This window comes from Streptomyces sp. NPDC037203 (assembly GCF_055605065.1).
In genome coordinates this window covers 237,981-263,454 of the sequence record NZ_JBVJUC010000006.1, presented here as the reverse complement: position 1 = coordinate 263,454, position 25,474 = coordinate 237,981, and the positions used below count along the sequence as shown (strand labels likewise).

Sequence of the window (25,474 nt, the reverse complement as noted above, 5' to 3'; positions counted from 1 at the left end):
GCATCCAGGTCCGACATCGACGCGAGCTGTCACTGAGGACCGGGAGCTGAGCGCGGATGCGATCCTTCATACAGCCGACGGACGGGAGTACGGCAGCTTCCACTGGCGGTGTCGGCCGCGGCCCCGGAGGGCGAGCCCCAGCAGCAGGACGCCGAGCGCGGGCCTGCCCTCAGCCGTAGCGCTGGGCGGAGTCAAAAACCAGGCTGCGGAGGAATGTCTGATCGCACGAGCCGGACTCGCGCGGCTGGTATACGGCTGGGCAGGTAGACGAACCCGTTGCCGTTGTCGAGGAGCGATCCCTCGTCGATGCCGTCCACGGACCAGAGATCGACCAGGCCACCGGTGTTGTTGATCCGAAGGAGGAACTCTGCTTCCTCCTCACCTCGGCAAACGAAGACCCCCTCCACCTCAGGGCGGCAGCTGCCGGCGATTCCCGGTGCGGCGCCCATCCGGGTCCAGTCCAGACCATGCTGCGCGATCGACTGCCGATTGAGCACGGACGAAACGTGGAGGAGGTTCGACGTATCAAACACGCCAGGAGTCTAGGAGGCAGCGCGGCTTCCTCCTCAGGCTGAGGTGGTCAGCTCCAGGGTGAGGGCAGGCACCAGGACTTGGGGGTGGCCATGGGCTGTTCGCCGAGTGCGCGGATCTTCGCGTAGGCGCGGTCGAGGCCTTCTTCCCGGCGCAGAGCTTGTTCCAGCAGCTGTGGAAGCGGGCTGCCCCGATGTCGCGGACCACGCCCGCCGAGGCCGGCGAAGCCCAGATGAGCTTCTCGAAACGGGTTGGTGAGAACTTGGCCGTTCATGCCGTGCATGCGGTGCTTGCCGAGGGGACGGTCGACCGCGATGCGGTCGATGGGCAGCAGGGTTCCGTCGAGGATCGCGAACCCACTCCGCCGCGTTCAGGAGCTACCTCGACCGGCCGAGAAGGACAGCCGGTTGGGAACGGCGTGAACAGAGCCGCCTCACATGAGGTCCGCCGCGCTCGCGGAGAGGCAGGAGGGCTATACATAGGACATGGACACCTTTGCCGGACCGGGCATTCTGCTGTTGGTCGCCGCGGTGGTTCTCATGGTGAAGTACCGGCGGCGCATGGCCGGTCGGGTGTTTCTGGTTGTGGGCGGGCGGGGTGCCGTGGTCGGGGGCTTCGTGGTCGGCTGTGCGGGGGCCCGGGTGCAGGGGTCCTCGTTCATCGGCATGGCCGTTCCCGGTCTGGGGCTCGCCCTGCTCACCGGGGCCGGCGCCGGACTGGTGGGCCGCGGGGGCGCACGGCGCGGGTGACCGGCCGGCTCAGGGGCCGGGGATCGGGGCCGGACGGGTGGGGGCGGCGACGACGCCGTAAGCGCGGTTGGCCAGGGTGAAGTCGCCCAGGGGGGTCATGCCGAAAGCGTGCACGTGGACGCGCCAGGAAGTCTGGTTGGACAGTTCGATGAAGGCGACCAGCAATTCCGCTTGCCCTGACGCCATGTGCAGGGCCGTCGTGAACAGGGCTCGGGCGACTCCCCTTCCCCGGTAGGCGGGGGCGACCACCACCGGGCCGTAGAGGAGGAAGGGGACGGCGCGCAGGGGGCGGCCTTGCCAGGACAGGGAGTCCTGGGCGGCGAGCAGGGCCTGGACCGGTGGGGGCGGGCTGGGGAGGTTGGCCGGGGAGGCCAGGCCGAGCAGGCCGGCCAGGCGACCGTCGTCGTCCGCGACGAGCAGGCCACCGTCCTCGGCCATCGAGCGCAGCGCGTCCGTGTCGAACGCGCCTTGGACGAAGCCCTGTTCCGCGCGTTGCCGCTCCGTGAGCGCGTCGTAGTGGTTGGCCGCGAAGAGTTCGGCCATGGCGGGGGCGTCGGCCGCGACGGCACGTCGGTAGTCCATGGTGCTGATCCTGCCCCCTGCGGAGGAGCCTCTCAGTACCGCTCCGCCTTCGCCACCTCCGGCTTCAGGATCGGCTGCGGGGGCTGGTGGCTGATGGCGTAGGGGTGGACCGTCTGGCCGGGGCGGACGTTCTGCGCGCCGACGTAGCGGGTCTCGACGACCTTGCCGTCCGGGTCGCGGAAGTCGACCTGGACCGCGAAGTCGGCCGTCTTGTCCGAGGAGTTGTGGATGTTGACGTGGGCGGCCTGGAGGTCGTTGACCTGGGCGCGGGGGATGCCGCTGAGGGAGACGTCGGAGGCGGCGTTGCCCCGGCCCCGCACGTTCGCCAGCCGCTTGTGGGCCTCCTGGTTCGCCTGTTCGGCCGACGCCGCGACCGAGGCCTCGAACTCGTCGGCCCGTGCCGATGCGGAGGCGGACGCGGCGGAGGCGGAGGCGCGGGCCGAGGCGATGGCGGAGGAGGCGGCCGAGGAGAGAGGGGAGGGCGGGGTGCCCGTGAAGGACTCCGTGGCGGGGGGTGTGGGGCGCGGGCTGACGGTCGTACCGCCGCCGTTGCCGCCGCCGCAGGCCGCGAGGGTCAGGGTGCCGGCGGTGGCCAGCACCGCGGCCACGCTCGCGCTCCGGTACCGCAGCCGTCGTCCGCCCCTGGACACACCGCTAGCCATGGCATCCGTTCCCTTCCGGCCGACCCGTCGATGTCCGGTTGATCCTTGATCGCCCGGTTACGGGCTCATGCTGCCCCACAGGGGACGCGCCCGCGACCGGGGGGCACGACCCGGACGCCGGTCCTGTATTTGCACGGCGGCCACCCCCGCGTTGGAATCGAATGTGACGCTTTTCGGGAGCGGGGGTGTGTCCGCGGGGCGGCCCGCTCCGGGGTCCGGGGTGGGGCGGAAGGGGCTTCGCGGGGACGCACTGGGGTTGTTCTCCTCGGTCGTCGTGGCGCTGGCGTCGACCGGTCCGGCCTACAGCCTGGCCGCCACGCTGGGCATCATCGTGGCGGGCGTCGGGCTCCAGGCGCCGATCGTGACCATGCTGGCGTTCGTGCCGATGCTGCTGATCGCGTACGCCTTCCGGGAGCTGAACGCGAGCGACGCGGACTGCGGGACGACCTTCACCTGGGCGACGCGGGCGTTCGGGCCGCGGACCGGGTGGATGGGCGGCTGGGGGCTGATCGTCGCCAACATCATCGTCATGGCGAACCTCGCCACCATCGCCGGCAGCTACGGGTTCCGGCTGGTCGGTCTGGACGGGCTCGGCGAGAGCCGGTTCTGGGTGACCGTCGCCGGGATCGTCTGGATCGGGCTGCTCACCACGGTCTGCTACGTCGGCATCACGGTCTCCGCGGCCGTACAGCGCTGGCTGCTGTGCCTGGAGGTCACCGTCCTGCTGCTGTTCGCCGCCGCCGCGCTGGTCCGCGTCTACACCGACCCGCCCCCGACCGCGATCCACGTCTCCGCGTCCTGGTTCAACCCCTTCGAGGTGTCCTCCGTACGGGCCCTGACCTCGGGCCTTCTCGCGGGCGTCTTCATCTACTGGGGCTGGGACACCGCGGTGTCCGTCAACGAGGAGACGGTGGACAGCGCCCGCACCCCCGGCCGGGCCGCCGTGCTCTCCCCCGTGCTGCTGCTGGTCATGTACGGGCTGGTCGCCACCGCGGCGCAGTCCTTCGCGGGCGTCGGCACCAGCGGCATCGGGCTCGGCAACACCGCGCACCACGACGACGTGTTCTCCGCCCTCGGGGAAGCGGTGTTCGGCAGCGGCGGCACCGGGCTGCTCCTGTCCCGGCTGCTGATCCTGATGGTGCTGACCTCGGCGCTGGCCTCCGCCCAGACCACCATCCTGCCGCTGGCCAGGACCGTCTTCTCGATGGCGGTGCACAAGGCGGTGCCCGCCCGGTTCGCACGGGTGCACCGCAGGTTCCTCACCCCGACCTGGGCCACGCTCGGCATGGGCGCGGCCTCCGTCGCGCTGCTGGTCCTGCTGTCGTCGTTCAGCCGCAACGTGCTGGCCGACTCGGTGGACTCCGTCGGCCTCGCGATCGCCTTCCAGTACGGCGTGACCGGCTTCGCCTGCCTCTGGTACCACCGCAAGGTCCTCACCCGCAGCCCCCGCGACCTGATCTGCAAGGGGGTGATGCCGGGGCTCGGCGGCCTGCTGATGGCACTGCTGTTCGGGTACGCCGCCTTCGTCGTCTACGCCGAACCGGGGTACGGCGCCAGTACCGTCGACCTCCCGGTGGTGGGGCGGGTCGGCGGGGTGGCCGTGCTGGGGCTCGGCGCGCTCGCGATCGGCTTCCTGCTGCTGCCGGTCGTCACCCGCGGGCACAGCACGGCGCTCAAGCTCCAGCGCAGCCTGCTGCCGGGCCGGCTGCCCCCGCAGACCGCGTGCGAGACGGCGTGCCGCTATCTGCCGGCCGACAACGGATCCGGGGTGGGCGGCGACTGGTACGACGTGATCCCGCTGTCCGGCACGCGGGTGGGCCTGGTCGTCGGGGACGTGCTGGGGCACGGGCTGCCCGCCGCCGCGACCATGGGCCGGCTGCGCACCGGGCTGCGGGTCCTCGCCCGGCTCGACCTCGCCCCGGACGAGGTCCTCACCCGGCTCGACGACCTCGCCGAGCAGACCGCCGAGGAGCGCGCCCCCGCACCGGGCGGTGCGCCGTCCCCCGCCGACGAGGCGATGGTGACCTGCCTGTACGCGGTGTACGACCCCGTCACCGGGTGGTGCAGCATGGCGCGCGCGGGCGGGCCGCCACCGGTGCTGGTGGCCGGGGACACGGGCACCGCCCGGAGCCTCGACGTGCCGCCGGGGCCGCCGCTCGGGGTCGGCGGCCTGCCGTACCAGACCACCGAGCTGCGGCTCGCGCCGGGCAGCGTCCTCGCCCTGTTCACCGCCGGTCTGCTCCAGGCGGCCGAGCGGCCGGACGCGGGGCTGCGCCGGCTCGCCGACTCCCTCACCGGGCATCGCGGCTCGCTGAACGGGCTGTGCGAGCGGACGGTGACCGCGATGCTGTCCGGGGCGGTGGACGAGGACGCGACGCTGCTGCTGGCCCGCACCCGGCTGCTCGACCGGAGCCGGCTCGCCCAGTGGGAGCCCGCCGCCGATCCGGCCGCGGTCGCCGCCCTGCGCAGCGACGTCGGCAAGCAGCTGGACGCCTGGGGCCTGGACGAGCTGGCCTTCACCACCGAGGTGATCGTCAGCGAACTCGTCACCAACGCGATCCGCTACGTCGGCGGCCCCATCCAGGTGCGTCTGATCCGCGACCGCACCCTGACCTGCGAGGTCTCCGACACCGGACACACCACCCCGAATCTGCGGCACGCGGCGAGCGACGACGAGGGCGGCCGGGGGCTGTACATCATCGCCCAGATGACCCACCGCTGGGGCACCCGCTACACCCCCACCGGCAAGGTCATCTGGGCCGAGCAGCTCCTTCCGCCGCCATCGGGTCAGGGGTGACCAGCGGGTGGGGGGTACGGCGGCCCGCGGCGGCCAGGACGAGGGTCACGGCGATCGAGCCGGCCGCCATCAGGGCCATCCCGGTCGCCGGCGTGGTCAGTTGGGCGACCGCGCCCGCGGCCACCGCGCTCACGCCCTGCATGGTCAGCATGCCGGAGGAGTGCAACCCGAGGGCCTGGCCCGCGAGTTCGCCGGGAGTGAGGTCCATCAGCCGCTCCTGCTGGACGAGGCTCGCGCCGAAGCCGGTGGAGGCGAGCGTGACGCAGAGCGCGGCGAGCGGCAGCGGCGGGTGCGCGGCGAACACCAGGTAGGGCGTGGCGAGCAGGAGCAGCAGGGAGGTCGCCAGCCTCCGGCGCACTCCGGGCGGCAGCAGCCGGCCCACCGTGACGTCCCCGGCGAACATGCCGAGCGCCCCGCAGGCGAAGAGGGTGCCGGCCGCGTGCGGGGCGTACGACACGTACAGGGACTCGCAGCCGACGACCATGCCGTTGGGCAGCCACAGGCCGAGATAGGTGAGGCGGCGCGAACGGTGCGACCACAGCTCGGCGTTGGTGCGCCAGGTGGCCGTGGCGGAGGGGCGGCCCGCACTGCGGGGCGGACGGGCGGTGAGGCCCAGGCGCAGCGCGAGGGCGGCCGCCAGGTACAGGACCGCCGCCAGGAGCAGGCAGAAGCGGGGCGGCAGCGCGGCCAGCAGGGCGCCGCCGGTGGCGAAACCGGCGATCTGGGTCAGCCCGCTCATCATGTTGAACACCGAACGCCCCGGCAGGTAGCCGCCCTTGGCGAGGATCTCGTTCAGCAGGCCCCAGCGGACGCCGCCGCCGAGCGAGGTCACCAGGCCCATCGCGAGGAGCGCGCCGAGGATCGCGCCGACCGGCAGTCCGGGCAGCGCCTGGAACGCCGTACCGGCCGCGAGGGCGAGGGCGATCACCGTCAGGGCGGTACGGGGCGGCAGCCGGTCGGCTCCGGACAACAGCACGGTGGCGCCCAGGACTTGGGCGAGGGAGGTGCCGAACATGCTGACCGCCGACAGCAGCGGGGAGCCGGTGGCCCGGAAGACGAGGGTGCCGAGGGCGAGGGCGCCGAGGGTGCCGGCCGCCGTCTGCGCGGCGGAGCCGAGGAAGAGGGGGGTGAACTCGGGGGTGCGGAACAGGGATCGGTAGCTGGTCACACCGGGGAGTCTCGGCCGGGGCACGCCGGGGCGTTATCGTTTCGCGGCAGCGCGAAAGGTCGTACGGCACAAGCCGGTTCGGGGGGTGGCGGTGGGCTGGTGGGAGCTCAACGCGGACACGCTCGCGCGCAGCCGGTTCGTGATCTCACCGCTCGCGGAGACCTTCGCGCGGCTGAAGCTGCTGCACGCGGGCGAGGCGGCGCATCCCGGTGAGCGGGCGTGGCTGCGCGACCATCTGCCCGCCTACCAGGCGCTGCTGGCCGCCGACCCGGTGACGGAGCGGCTGGTGCGCGCGGGCCTCGGGCGGGAGTGGATCGCGGACTTCCTCACCCCGACGCCCCGCGACGGGGAGGAGTTCGCCGCGGAGGTCGAGCGGGTCCGCCGCGTCGCGCCGGGCCTCGCCCGCGCGCATCTGCGCACCGCCCTCGCCGGGCCGCTGCCCGCCGTGCTGGACCGCGCCGACCTGCCCGAGCGGGCGGCCGTGCTCCTGGAGTGGGTGTGGCGGGAGGCCGTACGGCCGTACTGGGGGCGGCAGCGGCGGGTGCTGGAGGCGGATGTGGTGGCCCGGACCGCGCAGGCCGGGCGGGGCGGCTGGGTGAGCGTGCTGGACTCGCTGCGGCCCGGCCGCACCCGGTGGCTCGGGCAGAACCGGCTCCAGGTCAACCTCCACGCGTACCCGCCGCGCGAGATCTCCGGCGCCGAGATGATCTTCGTGCCGGTCACCCCGCAGCGGCACGGCTGGGTGTCCTGGGACGACGGGGAGCGGTACGCCCTGGTCTACCCCTGCGCGGGTGTCCTCGCCGACGCGGGGGCCCGCCCGGCCCCTGCCGCCCTCGGGGCCCTGCTCGGGCCGGCCCGCGCGGGCGTCCTGACCCTCCTCGGCGCCCCCATGACCACGAGCCAGCTGACGGCGGTCACGGGGCAGGGCCTGGGCTCGGTCGGCCGGCATCTGAAGGTGCTGCGGGAGGCGGGGCTGGTGGCGGGGCGCAGGACCGGGCGGTCGGTGCTGTACGAGCGGACGGCGGCCGGGGACGCGGTGGTGGAGGCGGCCGCGGCGGCGCCGCGGAGGGAGGCGGGGAGCCGTGCGGCCGGCCCGCGGCGGTGCGCGCCCGGCGACGGCGCCCGGCGGCCCGGTGCCTGACACCGGCCCCGGCCCGCCGCATACCATCGCGCCCATGACCACTGTGCTGAACACCGAGATCGGCGCCCTCACCGGCGGCGCCGCGAACCTGCCGCAGTACGCCGGCAAGGCCGTCCTCATCGTGAACGTGGCCTCCAAGTGCGGCCTCACCCCGCAGTACGCGGGCCTGGAGAAGCTCCAGGAGCGCTACGCCGAGCGCGGCTTCACCGTGCTGGGCGTGCCCTGCAACCAGTTCCTCGGCCAGGAGCCGGGCAGCGCCGAGGAGATCGCCGAGTTCTGCTCGGCGACGTACGGCGTGACCTTCCCGCTGACCGAGAAGGTGGAGGTGAACGGCGCGGACCGGCACCCCCTGTACGAGCGCCTGGTGGACTTCGCGGACGCGGAGGGCCACAGCGGCGACATCCGCTGGAACTTCGAGAAGTTCCTGATCGGCCGGGACGGCAGCGTCGTCGCCCGGTTCTCGCCGAAGACCGAGCCGGAGTCCGCGGAGGTCGTCGCGGCGATCGAGGCGCAGCTCGGCTGACCCCGCTTGACCTTGCCCCTGGGGCAGGGCGGAGCGTCCTTGTCGCCGGGCGGGAAGGAACCGCCCGGCGACGGAGGATGACATCGGTGCACGAGGACCTGCTCACCATCGGGGCGTTCGCCGCGCGGGCCCGGCTGTCCGCCAAGGCCCTGCGGCTGTACGACCGCCTCGGCCTGCTCGCCCCGGCGTACGTCGACGAGTCGAGCGGCTACCGCTACTACCGGGCCGCTCAGGTGGAACGCGCCCGTCTGGTGGCCCTGCTGCGGCAGCTGGACATGCCGCTGGCCCGGATCGCCGAGGTGGTCGGGTCCGGGGACGGGGAGGCGGCCCGGCTGCTGGGCGCCTACTGGGCGGACGTCGAGGCCCGGATCGCCGGGCAGCGGACCCTCGCCGAGTACCTCCGTGGACGGCTGTCCGGGAGGAGTGACGAGATGTACGGGAAGTACGCGGTCGAGACGGTGGACGTGCCGGAGCGGGTGGTGATCACCGAGTCGCGGCACACCCTGGCGGACGAACTGCCGGCCTGGATCGGCGCCTCGCTGGGCCGGCTGGAGGCGGCGGCGCAGGAGTGCGGGGGTGTGGCGGCGGCGCCGTTCGTCGTCTACCACGCCGAGGTGTCGATGGAGAGCGACGGGCCCGCGGAGGCGTGTGTGCCGGTGGCCGACGAGGCGGCGGCGCGGGCGTGGGCCGGGCGGCAGGGGCGGGGCCGGGCGACCGGGGTGCGGGTGGAGCCCGCGGCCCGGCTGGCGTACGTCCGGATCACCAGGGCGCAGGTGGCGCATCCGCAGATCCTCGCCGCGTTCGAGGCGGTGGAGCAATGGCTGGGCCGGGAGGGTCTGGAGCCGGCCGGGCCCTGCCGGGAGATCTACTTCGCCGACTGGGCGGCGGCGGGGCCCGAGGACCCGGTGTGCGATGTGGCGTTCCCGGTGCGGGACCGCTGAGGGGCGGCGCCCGCCGGAGCCGGTGGTGCGGGGCCGGTGAGGCGGTGCGGCCGTGTCGGAGGGACGCGGCCGCACCGCCGGGGCCGCCGGGCACGACCGAGCCCCCTCGGCAAGGACGGCGACTGGTCGAGAGGGCTCTTGGGTGGTGCGTGTGCGGTTGTGTACGTCGGGAGGAGGGCCGGGACGCCCCCCTTACGTCTGCCCTTAGGCCTTGACCGAGTCCACGAAGGCGTTCCACGCGTCGGCGGGGAAGGCCAGGATCGGGCCCTCGGCGACCTTGGAGTCACGGACGGCCAGTTCGGCGGTGGCGGGCGACTTGACCTCCACGCAGGCGCCGTTGCCCGCGGAGTAGGAGGACTTCAGCCACGTCTCCGAAGCGCCCTGAATCAGTGCCATGTCCACTCCTGTGTGCGAGTTGCGGTAGTGCGGATCACGCCAACCCGATGACCGATTGGCGTGATCGACGCTACCGGGCAACTGCCGCCGCCGGAGCGGGCGTTCACTCGACCGGATGGCATATTCCAATGTGACTTCCACGGGAGCGCGCCCACCCTGTAGGATCACGCGCTCGCAGCGCCCGGTCCTACTTCGTGTACCTTTTCGCCGTCTCGTCGATCAGCTGCCTGGACGCGTCCACGCTGAGCGACTGGGCCCGCAGGTGCTCGTACATCACGGCGTACTTCTGCACGTCCTGGGCCTTCTCCAGGTACAGGTCGCTGGTGACGCCCTCCAGGTAGACCACGCTGGAGTCGGCCGCGTCCGCGAACTCCAGGATCGCGTACTGGCCGTTGAGCCCCGGATGCGCGCCCACCTCGAACGGCATGACCTGCACGGTGACATGGGGCAGCTCGGACAGCTTGAGCAGATGCTCCAGCTGCTCGCGCATCACGCTTTCACTGCCGACGACCCGGTGCAGCGCGGCCTCGTCCAGGACGACCCAGAGCCGCAGCGGGTCCTTCTCGTTGGTGATCCGGTCCTGGCGGCGCATGCGCACGCCCACACGCTTCTCGATCTCCGCGGCCGAGGTCTCGGGCAGCGCGCCCCGCACCAGCGCCTCCGCGTACGCCGGGGTCTGGAGCAGGCCGGTGACGATCTGGGGTTCGTAGACCCGCAGCGACTGGGCGTCGGTCTCCAGGCCGATGTACACGCTGTAGGGGATGTCCCCGAAGGTGTGCCACCACCCCTGCTGCCGGGAGTCGCGGGCCATCTCCATCAGCGAGTCCACGACCCGCTGGTCCTCGACCTCGTAGACGCCGCACAGATCGCGCACATCGCGCTGGCTGATGCTGCGGCGGCCGTTCTCCAGACGGCTGATCTTCGACTGGGACACGAGCAGGCGCTCGGCGACCTCTTCGGCCGTCATGTTCCGCTGCTCGCGGAGTTTTCGAAGCTCCTGGCCCAGCCGGCGCCGCCTTACGGTGGGATTGACATTGGACGCCACGGGACGCGCACCTCCGGCTGCTGCCTGTACTGACACTTTCCGTATCTGCTGCTGAGCAGATTGCCACCAAGGCACTTGCCAGCGCTGGGAAACGCTCGATATGCGGCACGCACAGGTGGCTGTGCGGACGCCGGTTCACGCGGGCCGCGCCGGGGCGGGGCGCGAACGCGGAGACGGCCGAGCGGGGTGGCGGGACCCGGAGGTCTCGCCACCCCGCTCGGCCTGCGGCTCCCGAACCGGGCCTGTGGGGACGGTCGTCGCGGCGCGGTGGTGGTTCAGTGGGCCACGGCGCGGGCCATGGACCCGTGGCGCGGCTGCATCGGCACCCCGTGCGCGGGCTCGGCCACGGGCCGGGGCCCCGGCGCCGCGGCGCGGCCCGTGGCGGCCGGACCGCGGCGCGGCTGTGCTGCCGCGCCGTTCTGCACGTCCATCACGGCGTGCGCGACGAGCCCGCCCATCGGATCGTGCCGGATCAGGTCCCGCAGCCGGGAGCGGGACGATCTGCCCTCGTTGCCCGGATACAGGTGCTTGCCGAGCCCGACGGCGTGCGCCAGGGCGGCGAGCGCCGCGGTCCGCGGGTCCGGCGGGACGCCGGTGCGGATCGCGGAGTCCAGCCGGCCGCGGATCTCCCGGCTGATGGCCGTCTCCGTCGCCTGGTAGCGCGTCGTCGGCAGCACTCCGCACATCTGGCCCGGCACCGCGGCGACCATGCCGCACCGCTCCAGATGCGAGAGGTAGGTCTGGCGCAGCCCCAGCCGGGGCCCGCCGATCCAGTGGACGGCGCGAACCGGAGCGCCACGCCTTCGCAGCAACTCCAACGCGCAGTCCAGAGTCGGATCTCCTGTCGGCCGTGGCACCACCACGGCGATACGATCCCCGTCTGGGGCTATCCGTCCGGCCAGCGCCAGCTCCACTAGCTGTGCACCGGCCAGACCGAGGTCGAGCGACTGCGGCTGCGCAGTGGTACCCGTGGCCGGGTCCAGTGCCAGCAGCAGAAGCTCCTCCGGAAGTGTTCTGCGGCTCCTGCCCATCCATGCCTCCCCGCGTGGATGAATGACAGGGTGACCCCTCTCACATTGGTCTGTCGAGGGCGCGTGACCGGTTCGTGAGGGAACCGGCAGGTATGTCGTTCTCGTCTACCGCAGGGGCCAAGCCCTCACACAGGACACTGGTACATGGTTCGGACAGGGCGCGCGCACAGGCGTGCGGGGTATGAGGAGGCATCGGTGGCGGGCGAGTCCCCCGACAGGTCGAAGCAGCGCGAGTCGTCGGCAGGAGCGACGTCGGGGAACGCGGATTCGGTTCCCGAGGCCCCCGATCCCCGCGTGGCGGTGAGCCGGGGGACGGGGTCCGGCGCCGGTGATGATGCCGGGCGTAAGGATTCCTCGAACGGCGGCACGGACACCGCGACGAAGGTGTTCCGGACCCCCGCGGTCGAGGAGGACACCGACCTGCGCAACGCGGTCTCGGCGTGGGTACGAGACGCGGACGCCCCGGAGGCGTCAACGGACGCGCCCGCGAAGGACGCTGAGGGTTCGGGGGCTACGGCGGAGACGGGCGCCGGGGCCGGTACGGACGCCGGGGACGACGCGGACGCGGCGGGTGCGGCGATAGGCGACGGTGCGGACGCGGAGGCGACCGCCGACGGCAACGGCGCGCAGGCGGGCGCGGGTTCGGGCGCGGAGGGCGGTTCGGGGCCGAAGGTCGACAGCGCCGAGGCGGAGGCGGCGGACGCCGGCGACAGCGGCTCCGTGTCCGGTGCCGGAGCGAAGGACTCGGCGGGCGACACGGAGACCGGGGGCGAGCGCAAGTCCCCGGCGGCCGGCAGCGCGCCCGCGAAGACTCCGGCGGGAGCCAAGACGACGGCGGACGCGGCCGGGGGCTCTGAGCCGGACGCCGCCGCGGACGACGGCACCGACGGGAAGGCCGACACCGGGAAGACCGGTGCGCAGGCGAAGGCCGGTGCCCGGGCGGAGGCTTCGAAGGCCGACGCCGAGGCGGCCGGGGCGAAGACCGGGGCCGGGGCGAAGACCGGGGCCGGGGTGAAGACCGGTGCGCAGGCGGAGGCCTCGAAGGCCGACGCGGACACCGACGCCGACGAGAAGGACCCGGCGGACGACACCGCCGCCGCGGCCGCCCGCGCCAAGGCCGATGCCGAGGCCGCCGGGGCGAAGACCGGTGCCCAGGCGAAGGCCGGTGCCCAGACGGAGGCCTCGAAGGCCGACGCGGACACCGACGCCGACGAGAAGGACCCGGCGGACGACACCGCCGCCGCGGCCGCCCGCGCCAAGGCCGACGCCGAGACCGCCGGGGCGGAGGCGGAGGCCCTGGCGGACGACGCGGCGGCGAAGGCGGGCGCGGGCACGAAGGCAGACGCTCAGCCGAAGACCCCGGCCGGCACCGCGGCCGTCGCAGACGCGAAGACCGGCGCCAAGCCGAAGACCGAGTCCGAAACCGGGAAGACCGAGGCGGGGAAGACCGAGGCCGGGAAGGACGCCGACGGCGTCGACCAGCCGACCACCGTCTTCAAGGCCGTACGCTCCGAGGACCCTAAGGTCGACCAGCCCACCACCATGCTCAAGGTCGGCAAGGGCAAGCAGGACGAGACCGACGCCGAGCGCACCAGCAAGTTCGTCGCGCTCAAGGACGACGTCCGGTCCAAGCCCAAGCCGGCGCCCGCCGAGGAGACCACCGCCGTCCCCCAGGTCGGCCCCGAGCGCACCACCCAGCAGCCGCTGCCCCCGAAGCCCCCGCTCGACCTCCTCGCCGAGCTGACCAACACCCCTCCGCCCCCGGAGACCCCGGTCCGCACGGCCCTGCGGCGGGTCAAGATCTGGACCCCGCTGGTCCTCCTGCTGGTGATCATCTTCGCGGTCGTACAGACCCTGCGCCCCCTCCCGTCCCCCACCCTCGCGCTGACCGCGAAGGACAGCTACACCTTCGGCGGCGGTCCGGTGAGCCTGCCGTGGCCGGGTGAGGGCCAGGGCTGGATGGACGGCGACGGCATCGGCACGATGGGGAACTTCGGCAAGCAGACCCCCGTCGCCATCGGCTCGGTCGCCAAGACGATGACCGCGTACATCATCCTGCGCGACCACCCGCTGAAGCCGGGCCAGGAGGGCCAGAAGATCAAGGTGGACGCCACGGCGGAGAAGGAGGGCGGCTACAACAAGAGCGGCGAGTCCACCCTCAACACCGTCCACGCCGGCGACACCCTCACGGAGAAGCAGGCCCTGTCGGCCGTCATGATCCCCTCCGCCAACAACATCGCCCGGCTGCTGGCCCGCTGGGACGCGGGCTCGGAGGCGGCGTTCGTGAAGAAGATGAACGCCACCGCCAAGCAGCTGGGGATGACCGGTACGACGTACACCGACCCCTCGGGCCTGAAGGAGACCACCGTCTCCACCGCGCACGACCAGGTGAGGCTCGGCCGCGCGGTGGTGAAGATCCCCGCTCTGGTCGCCATCACCAGCGCCGCCAGCTGGACCGACCCCACCGGCCAGAACTGGCCGAACTACAACTCGCTCCCCTACTGGATCGGCGCGATCGGCATCAAGACCGGCACCACCACCGCGGCCGGCGGCAACCTCCTGTTCGCCGCCCGCAAGAAGGTCGGCGGGCAGACGGTGACCGTCGTCGGCGCGATCCTCGGCCAGCACAAGCCGTCGATCCTGGACACGGTCAACCAGGTCAGCAAGACCGCGCTGCTCGGCGCCGAGCACGCGCTGACCTCGGCGAAGATCCTGAAGAAGGGCGATGTCGTCGGTTACGTGGACGACCAGCTCGGCGGCAAGACCCCGATCGTGGTCACCCAGGACGTCACCGCGGTCGGCTGGTCGGGCCTGAAGGTCAAGCTGTCCTTCGCCTCCGACGCCGTCCCGCACACCGCGAAGGCCGGCACCCGTGTCGGCACCCTCACGGTCGGCGACGGCACCACGGCCGGGGTCAAGGTCCCGGTGGCCCTCCAGCAGGATCTGGCCAAGCCCGGCTTCGGCGCGAAGCTCACCCGCATCGGCTGACGCCCGTCCCGCACGCCCGCGCGCACCCCGTCACGGCGCCCCACCCGAGGGCCCCGTGGCGGGGTGCGTGCTAGCGTCACGAATCGGGGCAGGTCGCCGGTTCCCAGGGGACACGGCCACGAACTGGACGGAAAGCGGCCGGGAACACCGAAGGAAACGGCCGGGAGCAGAAGACGGGACACGGGGAGTGCCTTCAGGTGGCCACTGCGGAGCCGACACGCGCCGACGACGCCGGACCGGGCCCGGAAAACGGCCCGCGAATACGCCTGTCCGCGCCTGAGGCGGACACCGGCGTGGCGGGTCGTACGCGCCGTCCGAGCGGTCGTACGGACGACGGTCGTACGGACGACGGTCGCACGGACGACGGTCGCACGGACGAAGCCGAGGATGCGCCGGGTGCGGGCACCCGCGCCCCCGAGGACGGCGGCCGCCTCGCCCGCCTCCTCGCGCCCTTCGATCCGCTCCGCGTCCGCATGCTGCGCCACCCCGTCCTGTGGGTCACCGCGCTGGCCGGTGTGCTGCACATCGTCTGGTTCTTCACGTTCGCGAACAGCGGCGGCGATCTCGCGGCGCAGGACGCCTGGGCGGAGTTCGTCGGCCGGCACCCGGACTCGGCCTACAACCTCGCCTGGTACGGGGGCATGCACCCGGTGTCGTACAGCGTGGTGTCGCCGTATCTGATGGCCGTCCTCGGCGTCCGTACGACGATGATGATCGCCGGGACCGTCTCGGCGGGCCTGCTGACGCTGATCCTGATCCGCAGCCGGGCCGTGAAGAACCCCCTGTGGGCCTCGATGGCCGGGGTCTTCGCGCTGCTGTGCAACGCGCTGTCGGGCCGGGTGACCTTCGGGCTCGGCACGATGATCGCGCTCGGCGCGGTGGCGGCGGTGTTCTGCTGGCCGTACCGCTGGCGGCACAAACGCTGGGCGAAGGCGGCGGTGGCCGCCCCGCTGGCCGGGCTCTCCACCATGGCCTCGCCGGTCTCCGGGCTGTTCGTGGGCCTGGTCGCGGTCGCGCTGTTCCTCCAGAAGCGCCGGCCGGGCGCGTGGGCGCTCGGGCTGGCACCGGCGGCGGTGGTGGCCGCGTCGTACTTCCTCTTCCCCTTCTCCGGCACCCAGCCGATGACGCTCGGCTCGGTGAGCCTGCCGCTGCTGTACGGGCTGCTCTGCCTGTTCCTGGTGCCGAAGCGGTGGATCACGGTCCGGCTGACGGCGGCCGTCTACAGCGTCATGGTCGTGGCGGTGTGGGTGGTCAGCTCGCAGATCGGCTCGAACATCTCGCGACTGCCGATGCTGTTCGCGGGCGCGACGCTGATCGCGGCGCTGCCGTTCACGGTCCCGAAGTCGCGCAAGTGGTACGCGACCGTGGTGGCGTTCCTGGGGTTCGTCGGGTGGATCGGCTACAAGTCGGTGGACGACATCGTGCACACCACCCCGGCCGCGTCCTGGGCGCACGAGCTGGCGCCGCTGGTCAACCAGTTGCAGAAGGTCGGCGCGGAGCGGGGGCGCGTGGAGGTCGTACCGGCGCGTTCGCACCGGGAGGCGTCCGCGCTCGCGCCGTACGTCAACCTGGCGCGCGGCTGGAACCGTCAGGCCGACATGGAACGCAACCCGCTGTTCTACGACGACACGCTCAACTCGGCGAACTACCACGAGTGGCTCCAGCGCTGGGCCGTGCACTTCGTGGTGCTGCCCAAGGACAACCCGGACGGGGACGGCGGCGAGCGCGAGCGGCAGCTGCTGCGGCGCGGGATGCCGTACCTGACGCAGATCTGGGGCGACGCCAACTGGCAGTTGTTCCGGGTGACCGACCCGACCCCGCTGGCCGAGCCGAACGCGCGGGTGGACCGTGCCGAGCAGGGCGAGATGACCCTGGACGTGCGCAAGGCCGGCCGCATCCTGATCCGGATCCCCTACTCCCCCTGGCTCAGCGTGGTCGACGCCCACGGCAAGAGCCTGAAGGCGCCGCAGCCGCTCCCCTCGGCGCCGGGCACGGAGCAGAAGTACCGCAACGTCAACGGGTGCCTGATGGAGACCCCGCAGGACGCGAACGGCGACCGGTGGACGATGCTGATCGCCCCCCGCGCGGGCACGTACCGCCTGGCAGCGCCCTACCAACTCCCACGGGGCACACCGTGCCCCGACGCCCTGAAGTAGGGGCCTGCCTCGGGCGCCGGCTACCTCGGATACCGCGCCAGCCAGCCCGGTGCCGAGCCGGTCGGGCCGTGCAGTGCGGGGCCCTGGGTCATCTCCATGGCGAAGTCGTCGGCCAGTTCGAGGATGGTGGGGCGGCCCTCCAGTTCGGCGATCCAGGCCGGGGGGAGGGCGGTCTCGCCGTGCAGGGCGCCCAGCAGGGCGCCGGTGAGGGCGCCGGCGGCGGCGGAGGGGCCGCTCTGGTTGACGGCGAGGCACAGGCCGTGCCGTACGTCCTCGCCGACCAGGGCGCAGTAGACGGCCGCCGCGAGCAGCCCGTCGGCCGTGCCGTCGCCGGTCAGTTCCTCCACCCGCGCGGGGTTCGGCATGCCCTGCCGTACGGCGCCGAGCGCGTGCTGGAGGGCGTCGGAGACCGGCTGGTGGCCGGGGCGGACGGCGAGCAGGGCGAGGGCCTGCTGTACGGCGCCGTCCAGGCTCTCGCCGCGGGCGAGTCCGTGCACGATCACGGCGTACGCGCCCGCCGAGAGGTATCCGACCGGGTGGCCGTGGGTCTGCGCCGCGCACTCCACCGCGAGCTGGACGACGAGCTGCGGCTCCCAGCCGACCAGCAGCCCGAAGGGCGCCGAGCGGGCGACCGCCTCCGGCCCCCGTTCGGCCGGGTTCTTGGGCTTGTCCAGCGTGCCCATGTGCGCGTCGCCGAAGCCGATGAGCAGCGCCCGGCTCGGCGCGCGGCGCGCGTACAGCCACTCCTGGCGGGCGAGCCAGCCGTCCTCCGCGCGCCGTTCGTCCGGCCCCCAGTCCCGCTGGGTGGCGGCCCAGCGCAGATACGCCCGGTGCAGGTCGGTCGGCGGATGCCAGGCGCCGGTGTCGCGGCGCACCTGCGCGCGGATCAGCCCGTCCACGCTGAACAGGGTGAGCTGGGTGTGGTGGGTGATGGCGCCGCGCCGCCCGTGCCCGGCGGCGAGGTCGAGCAGCCCCTCGGGGCCGTGGGCCGCGCGGATCTCCTCCAGCGTGAGGGTGTCGGCGGGCCCGCCGAGCGCGTCGCCCAGGGCGCCGCCCAGCAGGGTGCCGCGCACCCTGCTGCGAAAGTCCTGCTGCTCGGCACGGCCCCAGACGGCACCGGTCGTCGTCGCCACCCAGACCCTCCTCAGGCACCGTCCGCCCGCACGACGGTCCGCACTCTAATCGACCGTGCGAGCGGCCCCCGGTGGACGAGGGCGACCCTCACGGCTCGTTCACGCCCACCGCTGACCGTTTCGACACCGTCCAGGATGAGTTCCCGAAGGTGATTTCCTCCGATCCGGCCATCCGGCATGCGGTCTCTCCCCAGCCTGAAACTCCGGGATGGAAAAGTGCTGGGAGAAGAGACGTGACCATCCGCGCGTTGATCTGGTTCAAGAGCAGCTACAGCAGCAACGAAGGCCCCGACTGCGTCGAGGTGGCCGTCGCCCCCGCCACCGTCCACGTCCGTGACTCCAAGGACAAGGACCGCGCCCGGCTCACCGTCCGCGAGTCCAGCTGGACGGAGTTCGTGGCGTTCGCGGCTCACTCCGCGTAGCGCGACTGGATCGCGTCCCGAGCCGACTCGACTGCCGCGAGGCGGGGTACCAGACGGAGGCGGTCGGCTCCGGGGGTGGGCAGGAGTTCGGCGAGGAGCGTGGCCGGCCAGGAGAGGGCGTCCCAGCCCGCGTCGGCGCTCAGGACGCGGGCCAGTGCCGCGTCGGCGGTGGGCCAGTCGCCGAGGGCGCAGGCCGCCACGCAGCGGGCGAAGTCGCCGGTCAGGCCGTGCGATTCGGTCTCCGGCAGCAGGCGCAGTAGCTCCTGCCACCAGGGGCGGGCCGCTTCGTGGCCGTCGGAGCCGCCGACGGCCAGGGCGAGGTAGAGCACGCCCGCGAACGGATTGCGCGGGCGGATGCGCTCGGCCTCCGCTCTGGCCACCGCCCACTGACGCGTGTGCCGGTACACGTTCGCGCGCAGCGCCCCCAACCCGGAGATGCCCGAGTACTCGGCCTCGGCGAGCCGTTCGCACGCCTCCCGCCAGCGGTCGCAGCGCATCAGCAGCTCGATGGCCTGGATGCGGGCCCAGTCGGCCGACGCGTCCAGCGCGAGGCATCGGTCCAGGTCGGCCAGGGCTTGCCCGGTGCGGCCGACCGCCAGGGCGGCGCGGGCGCGCTCGCTCAGCGCCCAGCCGTATTCGGGGTCGGCGGCGATCGCCCGGTCCAGGTGCTCGAAGGCTTGCGGGTACTCCTGCCGGGCGCTGTGGATGGCTCCGAGGAGCGCCAGCGCCGAAGGGTCGCCGGGACACGGCTCCAGCGCCCGGCGCAGATGCGGCGCGGCCTCGTCGTACCGCCCGGTCAGCCAGCAGGCCGAGCCCAGCGCCACCCGGATCGACGGCTCTTCCGGTTCCGCCTCCACGGCGAGCCGCAGTCCTGGCAGCGCCTCCTCCGCGCGCCCGAGTTCGAGCAAGCACCGGGCCCGGTGCATCAGCGGCCAGACGTCGTCGGGTGCCAGCTCCACGGCGCGGTCGAGATCGACGAGTGCCTCCTCGTACCGGCCCAGTCGGTGGTAGGCCACACCACGGCTCACCAGGGGCCAGGCGTAGTCCGGACTCAGCTCCACCGCACGGCTCAGCTCGCGGACGGCGTCCTCGTACCGGCCCGCCCGCCGGTAGACGTCGCCGCGCTCCGCCGCCGGCCACGCGTCCCGTGGCGCGCGGGACGCGATCCGGTCCAGGTCCGTGAGCGCCTGGTCCCACTCCTCCCGGTCGGCGTGTATCCGTGCCCGCTGCGACAGGGCCCAGGCGCTGTCCTCTTGACGGGCGAGGACGTATTCGATGTCGACGAGTGCCTCGTCCGCACGCCCCAGCTCGTACCGGCAGACCGCTCTCGACGCGCGGGCGAGGATGTCGCCGGGGTTCAGGGCGACGGCGCGGTCCAGGTCGGCGAGGGCCTCCTGTGGCCGGCCGGCCATCCGGCGGATCTCCCCGCGCGCCTGGAGAGTCGACGCGTCGTCGGGGGACAGGGCGTCCGCCCGGTCCAGGTCCGCGAGCGCGGCCGGGTAGTCCGCCAGCAGCCGGTGGACGCGGGCACGGGCGACGTACAGACCGGACCAGGCCGGAGCGGGCGCGGACAGGTGTTCGGCGAGGGCCATGCACTGGTCGTGCTCGGCCAGCGCCCGCCGGTACTCGCCGTCGACCGTCAGCTGGGTCGCGCGCACCCCGTGCGCCACGGCGCGGCCGAGGGTGTCCAGACCGGGGCGGGCCAGCAGCAGGTCGACGGCGGCCCGCGTGCCCCGCTCGTCGTCCGCGAGGGCCTGCCGCAGCCGCCGCCCCCACTCCCGCAGCTCCGTGTCGTCCGCCGCCGTCCCCGCCTCCTCCAGCATGCGGGCCCAGTGGCGGCTCTCCGCCTCCTCCGCCAGACAGGTCTCCGCCACGTGCCTGAGCGCGTCGGCAAGTCCCGCGTGCGGCCGGGCGCACAGGAGGTGGTACGTCTGCTCCAGCCGCAGCTCGCGCCAGCGTTTCCGGGTCCACACCTCCCTGGGGTGGAGGCCCTCGATCGCCGTCTCGCACCAGTCGCCGTACACCGCCGCCAGTGCCTCGTGGCGCCGGCGCCACTCCTGCGGGGAGCGCCCGCGCAGCAGGCGCAGCATCGTCTCCCGCACCAGGTCGTGGTAGCGCAGCCGGCCGCGGCGGTCGTCCACGAAGGGCAGGCGGCTCAGCCAGCCGAAGAGGTCCGCCGCCGCCGGGTCGTCCACGGCCGCCCGGAACACGTCCAGGTCCAGGCTCCTCGGCAGCGCGCACGCCAGTGCCACCGCCCGGCGCGCCGGGTCCTGCTCCCACTTCAGGAACCGCTCGACGGCCGTCGCGCTCGGATCCCCGATGTCCTCCAGGTGGGCGGGCCGCTGTTCCGCCAACGTCGAGACCAGCAGCGGGAGTCCGCCGGTCAGCCGCAGCACCTCCGCCACCACCGGCTCGGCCACCACGCCGCGGTCCGCCAGCAGCCCCCGTGTCTCCGCCTCGGTGAAGGGACCCAGCGGGATGTCCGTCATGAAGTCCGCGAAGCCGCCCCAGCGGGCCCGGTCGAACGGCTGCTGGCCCGCCGTGACCACGATGACGTTGGCGGGCAGACAGCCGTACCGGTCGGTGGTCATCAGGTCGTGCAGCCAGTTGCCGAGGAAGGGGCCCGTCCGTTCGTACGTGTCGAAGAACAGCACGATCCAGGGGACCGCGGACGCGGCGGACTCCAGGTCCTCCAGCAGCTTGGGCGTCAGGGCCTGCTCCGGGGACAGCACCAGCTGGACGTCGTCCTGACTGCCGAACCGCGCGCTCAGGCCCTGCCTCAACCGATCGACCGCCTGGGCCACTTGGGTCGAGTCGACCGCCCCCACGAAGGGCCCCGCGCCCGGTATCAGGCCCAGGCCCACGAGCCCCGCCCGCACCACCGTGGCCGTCACCGGGGAGGGGCCGTCGGGGGTCGCCGAGTCCAGCGCGGCGGCCACCGCCTGCGCCTCGTGGCGGCGTTCGCGGTACGACGTCAGCGCGCGGTCGAGCCGCTTGAACTCCACGTCCTGGCGGGCGAATTCGCGGCTCAGTGCGGACAGGGCTTCGGGGACGCTGCCCACGGCCTCGTCCACGCAGGCGGTCAGCGCGCCGCGTTCCCGCGCGGTCTGCTCCAACTCCCTGACCAGGAAAGTCTTTCCGACGCCCGCGTTGCCGTGGATGTGGAAGAGGAAGCGGTGGCGTTCGTCCTCGGGCGGCAGGTCGAGGTTCTCGCGGAACGCGGCCCGTTCGCTGCCGCGGCCGATGAAGCCCGCCCGTCTGCGCCGTCCGATCAGCTCCTGCATCGACGGCCGTGCCCGCACCATCCCCGCTGCCCGCCCTTCCCCCCGAAGTCCTTCTCCATGATGGCGCAATGGGCACGCGCCAACGGGTCTGACGGCAGGGGAGAATTCAGCCATGACCACCACCGACCCCAGGCGTCACTCCAGTCACAGACTGGCCGCCGGTGTGCTCACCGGGATACTCGCGCTGTACATCGCCCTCGTCGCGTTCGGCAACATCACGGACTTCGGCACGAACCAGCAGTTCGTGCGGCATGTACTGGCGATGGACAGCACCTTCAAGGACCACGATCTGATGTGGCGGGCGATCACCAGCACCGCCCTCCAGGACACCGCCTACGTCCTGATCATCGCGTGGGAGACGGTGGCCGCGCTGGTACTGATCTGGGGCACGTACCTGTGGGCGGCGCGGCGCGACGACGCGTTCGCGCGGCGCGTTTCCACCTACGGGCTGCTGATGCTCCTGCTGCTGTTCGGCGCCGGATTCATCGCGATCGGCGGCGAGTGGTTCGCGATGTGGCAGGCGAAGGCGTGGAACGGGGAGGACTCCGCGACCCGCGTCTTCCTGCTCGCCGGGGTGGCGCTGGTCGTCAACCACCTGCCCGGCAGCGCCGAGGAGACCCCGCGGTCCCCCACTACTACTTGACCACGACCACTCTCGTGCCCTGATCACCGAAGGCCCACAGGGCGGCGCCGTCCTGCTTGCGCATGCGGATGCCGCCCAGTTTCTTGCCCTGAGCCGGGGGCGGCGAGGCGCCGTCCAGGGCGTTGGAGAAGGCGATGTTCACGCCGTCGACCATGGCGACGTACATGATGTGCTCGATCGGAACGCCGTCCGAGCCGGTGATGGACTGGGTGCGCTTGATGATCGAGTAGCGGCCGGGCGGCAGGGTCACCGTGCCCGGCCACACCTCGAACGTCCTGATCTCCTTGCCGGTCGCGTCGACCAGCCACAGCCGCTTCGCCCCGAGCGAGTACACGATCCGGCGGCCGTCCCCCGAGTCCGCCGGCAGCGCGGGCGCCGCCGGCGGCTTCGGCTTGGCCGGGCCATGGGTGCCCGCCGACGCCGATATGCCCGGCTTCACGCTCGCGGCGGTGGGATGCGGCCCGTGGTCCGCCTGCACGGCGAGGGCGACGACGGCCACGGTCGCCCCCACCGTCAGGCCGGAGACCCAGGCCCAGGAGGGCAGTCGGGCAGCCACGGGTACGCATCTCCTCCGCTATGGGTCCCCCGCACGGTCCGGGGGTCGGATCATCGTACTCAGTCGCCCCCGCACCACGTACCGGGAGCTCAGTCGAGCACCGGGAGCAGTTCGGGGAGGTGGCCGTCGGAGGCGGCGGCCGCCTGCCGCCGCTCCTGCGGGACCTCTCCGTAGAGCGTCGTGCGGGGTTTCGCCGGGCGGCCGGCCGCCTCCGCGACGGCCACCAGGTCGCGGACGGACTTGTACGAGCCGTACGACGAGCCCGCCATCCGGGAGATCGTCTCCTCCATCAGCGTGCCGCCCAGGTCGTTCGCGCCGGAGCGGAGCATCTCCGCCGCGCCCTCCGTGCCGAGCTTGACCCAGCTCGTCTGGATGTTGGGGATCCAGGGGTGGAGGAGGAGCCGGGCCATGGCCGTCACCGCGCGGTTGTCGCGGGTGGTCGGGCCGGGGCGGGCGATGCCGGCGAGGTAGACCGGCGCGTTGGTGTGGATGAAGGGCAGGGTGACGAACTCGGTGAAGCCGCCGGTCTCCCGCTGGATCCCGGCCAGCGTGCGCAGATGGCCCAGCCAGTGGCGGGGCTGGTCGACATGGCCGTACATCATCGTGGAGGAGGAGCGGATGCCCAGCTCGTGGGCCGTCTTCACGACCTCGATCCAGGTGGCCGTGGGCAGCTTGCCCTTGGTGAGGATCCAGCGGACCTCGTCGTCCAGGATCTCCGCCGCCGTGCCGGGGATGGTGTCGAGGCCCGCCTCCTTCGCGGCCGTCAGCCATTCGCGGATGGACATGCCGGTGCGGGTGGCGCCGTTCACCACCTCCATCGGGGAGAAGGCGTGCACATGCATGCCGGGGACGCGCTCCTTGACCGCCTTCGCGATGTCGAAGTACGCCGTGCCGGGCAGGTCGGGGTGGATGCCGCCCTGCATGCACACCTCGACCGCGCCGACGTCCCACGCCTGCTGCGCGCGGTCGGCGACCTGGGCGAGGGAGAGGGTGTAGGCGTCGGCGTCGGTGCGGCGCTGGGCGAAGGCGCAGAAGCGGCAGCCGGTGTAGCAGACATTGGTGAAGTTGATGTTGCGGGTGACGATGTACGTCACGTCGTCGCCGACCACCGACGCGCGCACGTCGTCGGCGATCCGGCACAGCGCGTCCAGCGCCGGGCCGTCCGCGTGCAGGAGGGCCAGGGCCTCGGCGTCGGTCAGCCGGGTGGGGTCGTCGGCGGCCGTGCGCAGGGCCTCGCGCACGTCGGTGTCGATGCGCTGCGGCGCCATGCCGGGGGCGGCCGCCTCGCGCAGCGCGTCCCAGTCGCCGTACACCTCGTCGTAGTCGTCGCGGCGGTCGGCCGTACGGCCCTCGGTGTCGATGGTGCGGTGCAGATCGGTGCGGCCGGTGGGGGTGAAGGTGTCCTCGGGCTCCTGCCAGGGCAGGCCGGCGGGGAGCGCGCCGGGGCGGGCGAGGCCGGTCTCCGGGTCGGCGAGGGCGGCGACGTGCGGGCGCAACCGGGGATCCAGCCAGGGCTCGCCGCGGCGCACGAACTCCGGGTAGACGCAGAGGCGCTCGCGCAGTTCGAAGCCGGCGGTGCGGGAGCGCTCGGCCAGCTCCTCGATCTGCGGCCAGGGGCGTTCGGGGTTGACGTGGTCGATGGTCAGGGGCGACACCCCGCCCCAGTCGTCGATGCCGGCGCCGATCAGCCGCTCGTACTCGGCGTCCACCAGGTTCGGCGGGGCCTGGAGGCAGGCGGCGGGGCCCATGATGTGCCGGGCGACGGCGATGGTGGCGACCAGTTCGTCCAGTTCGGCGTCCGGCATGCCGCGCATCGCGGTGTCCGGCTTGGCCCGGAAGTTCTGGATGATCAGTTCCTGGATGCCGTGGTAGGCGCGGGAGACCTTGCGCAGCGCGAACAGCGACTCGGCGCGCTCCTCGTACGTCTCGCCGATGCCGATCAGCAGCCCGGAGGTGAAGGGGACGGAGGAGCGGCCGGCGTCCTCCAGGACCCGCAGCCGTACGGCCGGTTCCTTGTCCGGGGAGCCGTGGTGCGGGCCGCCGGGCTCGGACCACAGGCGGGTGGCGGTGGTCTCCAGCATCATGCCCATGCTCGGCGCGACCGGCTTCAGGCGCTGGAAGTCGGTCCAGCTCATGACGCCCGGATTGAGGTGGGGCAGCAGTCCGGTCTCCTCCAGGATGCGGATGGAGATGGCGCGGACGTAGGCGATGGTGTCGTCGTAGCCGTGCGCGTCGAGCCATTCGCGGGCCTCGGGCCAGCGGTCCTCGGGCTTGTCGCCGAGGGTGATCAGGGCTTCCTTGCAGCCGAGCGCGGCGCCCTTGCGGGCGATGTCGAGCACCTCGTCCGGGGACATGAACATGCCGTGGCCGGCCCGGCGGAGCTTGCCGGGGACGGTGACGAAGGTGCAGTAGTGGCACTTGTCCCGGCACAGCCGGGTCAGCGGGATGAAGACGCTCTTGGAGTAGGTGATGACGCCGGGGCGGCCCGCCTGTTCCAGGCCCGCGTCGCGCACACGGGCGGCGGAGGCGGCGAGGGCGGTCAGGTCCTCGCCGCGCGCCTGGAGCAGTACCGCGGCCTCGGCGACGTCGAGGGCGACGCCGTCACGGGCGCGTTTGAGGGCGCGACGCATGGAGTTCTCGGTGGGGCGGCCGGGTCCGGGGGTCGCGGGAGTCGTCATGGTTCCACGATACGTACGAGGTGATCAGGACGGGTGGGGGACGAGGGA

20 protein-coding genes and 1 pseudogene are annotated in these 25,474 nt (G+C 73.0%); 9 read left to right on the top strand and 12 right to left on the bottom strand.

The genetic code is table 11. The features are described 5' to 3' along the window. Positions 1-191 precede the first annotated feature (191 nt). Together ACZ7EC_RS19490 and ACZ7EC_RS19485 are read right to left on the bottom strand one after the other, a co-directional pair. Complete coding sequence (locus ACZ7EC_RS19490; RefSeq protein WP_471064067.1) at positions 192-533, bottom strand: hypothetical protein; 342 nt, start codon at positions 531-533, stop codon at positions 192-194. 65 nt (positions 534-598) lie between these two features. Further along, a pseudogene (locus ACZ7EC_RS19485) lies at positions 599-886 on the bottom strand (IS5/IS1182 family transposase); the annotation flags it as partial. A 130-nt stretch (positions 887-1,016) separates the two neighbouring features. Between ACZ7EC_RS19485 and ACZ7EC_RS19480 the strand changes: the two are divergent. Further along, positions 1,017-1,280, top strand: a complete 264-nt coding sequence (locus tag ACZ7EC_RS19480; RefSeq protein WP_471064065.1) for a hypothetical protein — start codon at positions 1,017-1,019, stop codon at positions 1,278-1,280. 9 nt (positions 1,281-1,289) lie between these two features. On the opposite strand, the gene ACZ7EC_RS19475 is transcribed toward ACZ7EC_RS19480, so the two are convergent. Next, on the bottom strand, positions 1,290-1,862 hold the full coding sequence (locus tag ACZ7EC_RS19475; RefSeq protein ID WP_471064063.1) for a GNAT family N-acetyltransferase: 573 nt from the start codon (positions 1,860-1,862) through the stop codon (positions 1,290-1,292). Positions 1,863-1,894: 32 nt separating this feature from the next. Continuing rightward, positions 1,895-2,524, bottom strand: coding sequence for a hypothetical protein (locus tag ACZ7EC_RS19470; protein ID WP_471064061.1), 630 nt, complete (start codon positions 2,522-2,524; stop codon positions 1,895-1,897). Positions 2,525-2,780: 256 nt separating this feature from the next. Here ACZ7EC_RS19470 and ACZ7EC_RS19465 point away from each other — a divergent pair, with 256 nt between their 5' ends. Next, positions 2,781-5,321 carry an amino acid permease gene (locus ACZ7EC_RS19465; protein WP_471064059.1) on the top strand — a complete coding sequence of 847 codons (2,541 nt, stop codon included), beginning with the start codon at positions 2,781-2,783 and terminating at the stop codon, positions 5,319-5,321. On the opposite strand, the gene ACZ7EC_RS19460 is transcribed toward ACZ7EC_RS19465, so the two are convergent. After that, a complete protein-coding gene (locus ACZ7EC_RS19460) occupies positions 5,275-6,489 on the bottom strand; it encodes an MFS transporter (RefSeq protein ID WP_471064057.1) in 1,215 nt (404 codons plus the stop codon). The genes ACZ7EC_RS19465 and ACZ7EC_RS19460 overlap by 47 nt on opposite strands. Before the next feature lie 91 nt (positions 6,490-6,580). Here ACZ7EC_RS19460 and ACZ7EC_RS19455 point away from each other — a divergent pair, with 91 nt between their 5' ends. The 3 genes from ACZ7EC_RS19455 to ACZ7EC_RS19445 all read left to right on the top strand — a co-directional run bounded on the left by ACZ7EC_RS19455 (position 6,581) and on the right by ACZ7EC_RS19445 (position 9,094). Beyond that, complete coding sequence (locus ACZ7EC_RS19455; RefSeq protein WP_471064055.1) at positions 6,581-7,630, top strand: ArsR/SmtB family transcription factor; 1,050 nt, start codon at positions 6,581-6,583, stop codon at positions 7,628-7,630. Positions 7,631-7,664: 34 nt separating this feature from the next. Beyond that, entirely contained in the window at positions 7,665-8,153 is a 489-nt protein-coding gene (locus tag ACZ7EC_RS19450) for a glutathione peroxidase (protein WP_471064053.1), read from the top strand. A gap of 77 nt (positions 8,154-8,230) precedes the next feature. Beyond that, entirely contained in the window at positions 8,231-9,094 is an 864-nt protein-coding gene (locus ACZ7EC_RS19445) for a MerR family transcriptional regulator (protein ID WP_471064051.1), read from the top strand. 204 nt (positions 9,095-9,298) lie between these two features. Here the strand turns inward: ACZ7EC_RS19445 and ACZ7EC_RS19440 are convergent, their stop codons facing one another. The 3 genes from ACZ7EC_RS19440 to ACZ7EC_RS19430 form a co-directional block, all read right to left on the bottom strand. After that, complete coding sequence (locus ACZ7EC_RS19440) at positions 9,299-9,490, bottom strand: DUF397 domain-containing protein (RefSeq protein ID WP_471064048.1); 192 nt, start codon at positions 9,488-9,490, stop codon at positions 9,299-9,301. A 187-nt stretch (positions 9,491-9,677) separates the two neighbouring features. Continuing rightward, entirely contained in the window at positions 9,678-10,535 is an 858-nt protein-coding gene (locus ACZ7EC_RS19435; RefSeq protein ID WP_471064046.1) for a helix-turn-helix domain-containing protein, read from the bottom strand. A gap of 275 nt (positions 10,536-10,810) precedes the next feature. Further along, positions 10,811-11,566 carry a GOLPH3/VPS74 family protein gene (locus tag ACZ7EC_RS19430; protein WP_471064044.1) on the bottom strand — a complete coding sequence of 252 codons (756 nt, stop codon included), beginning with the start codon at positions 11,564-11,566 and terminating at the stop codon, positions 10,811-10,813. Between the two features lie 384 nt (positions 11,567-11,950). Here ACZ7EC_RS19430 and ACZ7EC_RS19425 point away from each other — a divergent pair, with 384 nt between their 5' ends. Next, on the top strand, positions 11,951-14,554 hold the full coding sequence (locus ACZ7EC_RS19425) for a D-alanyl-D-alanine carboxypeptidase (protein WP_471064042.1): 2,604 nt from the start codon (positions 11,951-11,953) through the stop codon (positions 14,552-14,554). A 197-nt stretch (positions 14,555-14,751) separates the two neighbouring features. Next, positions 14,752-16,710 carry an MFS transporter gene (locus tag ACZ7EC_RS19420; RefSeq protein WP_471064041.1) on the top strand — a complete coding sequence of 653 codons (1,959 nt, stop codon included), beginning with the start codon at positions 14,752-14,754 and terminating at the stop codon, positions 16,708-16,710. A 20-nt stretch (positions 16,711-16,730) separates the two neighbouring features. Here the strand turns inward: ACZ7EC_RS19420 and ACZ7EC_RS19415 are convergent, their stop codons facing one another. Continuing rightward, a complete protein-coding gene (locus tag ACZ7EC_RS19415) occupies positions 16,731-17,843 on the bottom strand; it encodes an ADP-ribosylglycohydrolase family protein (protein ID WP_471064039.1) in 1,113 nt (370 codons plus the stop codon). Between the two features lie 233 nt (positions 17,844-18,076). Here ACZ7EC_RS19415 and ACZ7EC_RS19410 point away from each other — a divergent pair, with 233 nt between their 5' ends. Next, entirely contained in the window at positions 18,077-18,265 is a 189-nt protein-coding gene (locus tag ACZ7EC_RS19410; RefSeq protein WP_471064037.1) for a DUF397 domain-containing protein, read from the top strand. Here ACZ7EC_RS19410 and ACZ7EC_RS19405 read toward each other — a convergent pair. Beyond that, positions 18,253-21,570 carry a tetratricopeptide repeat protein gene (locus ACZ7EC_RS19405; RefSeq protein ID WP_471064035.1) on the bottom strand — a complete coding sequence of 1,106 codons (3,318 nt, stop codon included), beginning with the start codon at positions 21,568-21,570 and terminating at the stop codon, positions 18,253-18,255. The genes ACZ7EC_RS19410 and ACZ7EC_RS19405 overlap by 13 nt on opposite strands. Positions 21,571-21,661: 91 nt before the next feature. On the opposite strand from ACZ7EC_RS19405, the gene ACZ7EC_RS19400 reads away from it, so the two are divergent. Then, complete coding sequence (locus ACZ7EC_RS19400; RefSeq protein ID WP_471064033.1) at positions 21,662-22,192, top strand: DUF2165 domain-containing protein; 531 nt, start codon at positions 21,662-21,664, stop codon at positions 22,190-22,192. Here ACZ7EC_RS19400 and ACZ7EC_RS19395 read toward each other — a convergent pair. Both ACZ7EC_RS19395 and ACZ7EC_RS19390 read right to left on the bottom strand, forming a co-directional pair. Then, positions 22,185-22,748, bottom strand: coding sequence for a L,D-transpeptidase (locus ACZ7EC_RS19395; protein WP_471064031.1), 564 nt, complete (start codon positions 22,746-22,748; stop codon positions 22,185-22,187). The two genes, ACZ7EC_RS19400 and ACZ7EC_RS19395, sit on opposite strands and share 8 nt — an antisense overlap. Before the next feature lie 89 nt (positions 22,749-22,837). Next, on the bottom strand, positions 22,838-25,426 hold the full coding sequence (locus ACZ7EC_RS19390) for a bifunctional FO biosynthesis protein CofGH (RefSeq protein ID WP_471064030.1): 2,589 nt from the start codon (positions 25,424-25,426) through the stop codon (positions 22,838-22,840). Positions 25,427-25,474: the final 48 nt, after the last annotated feature.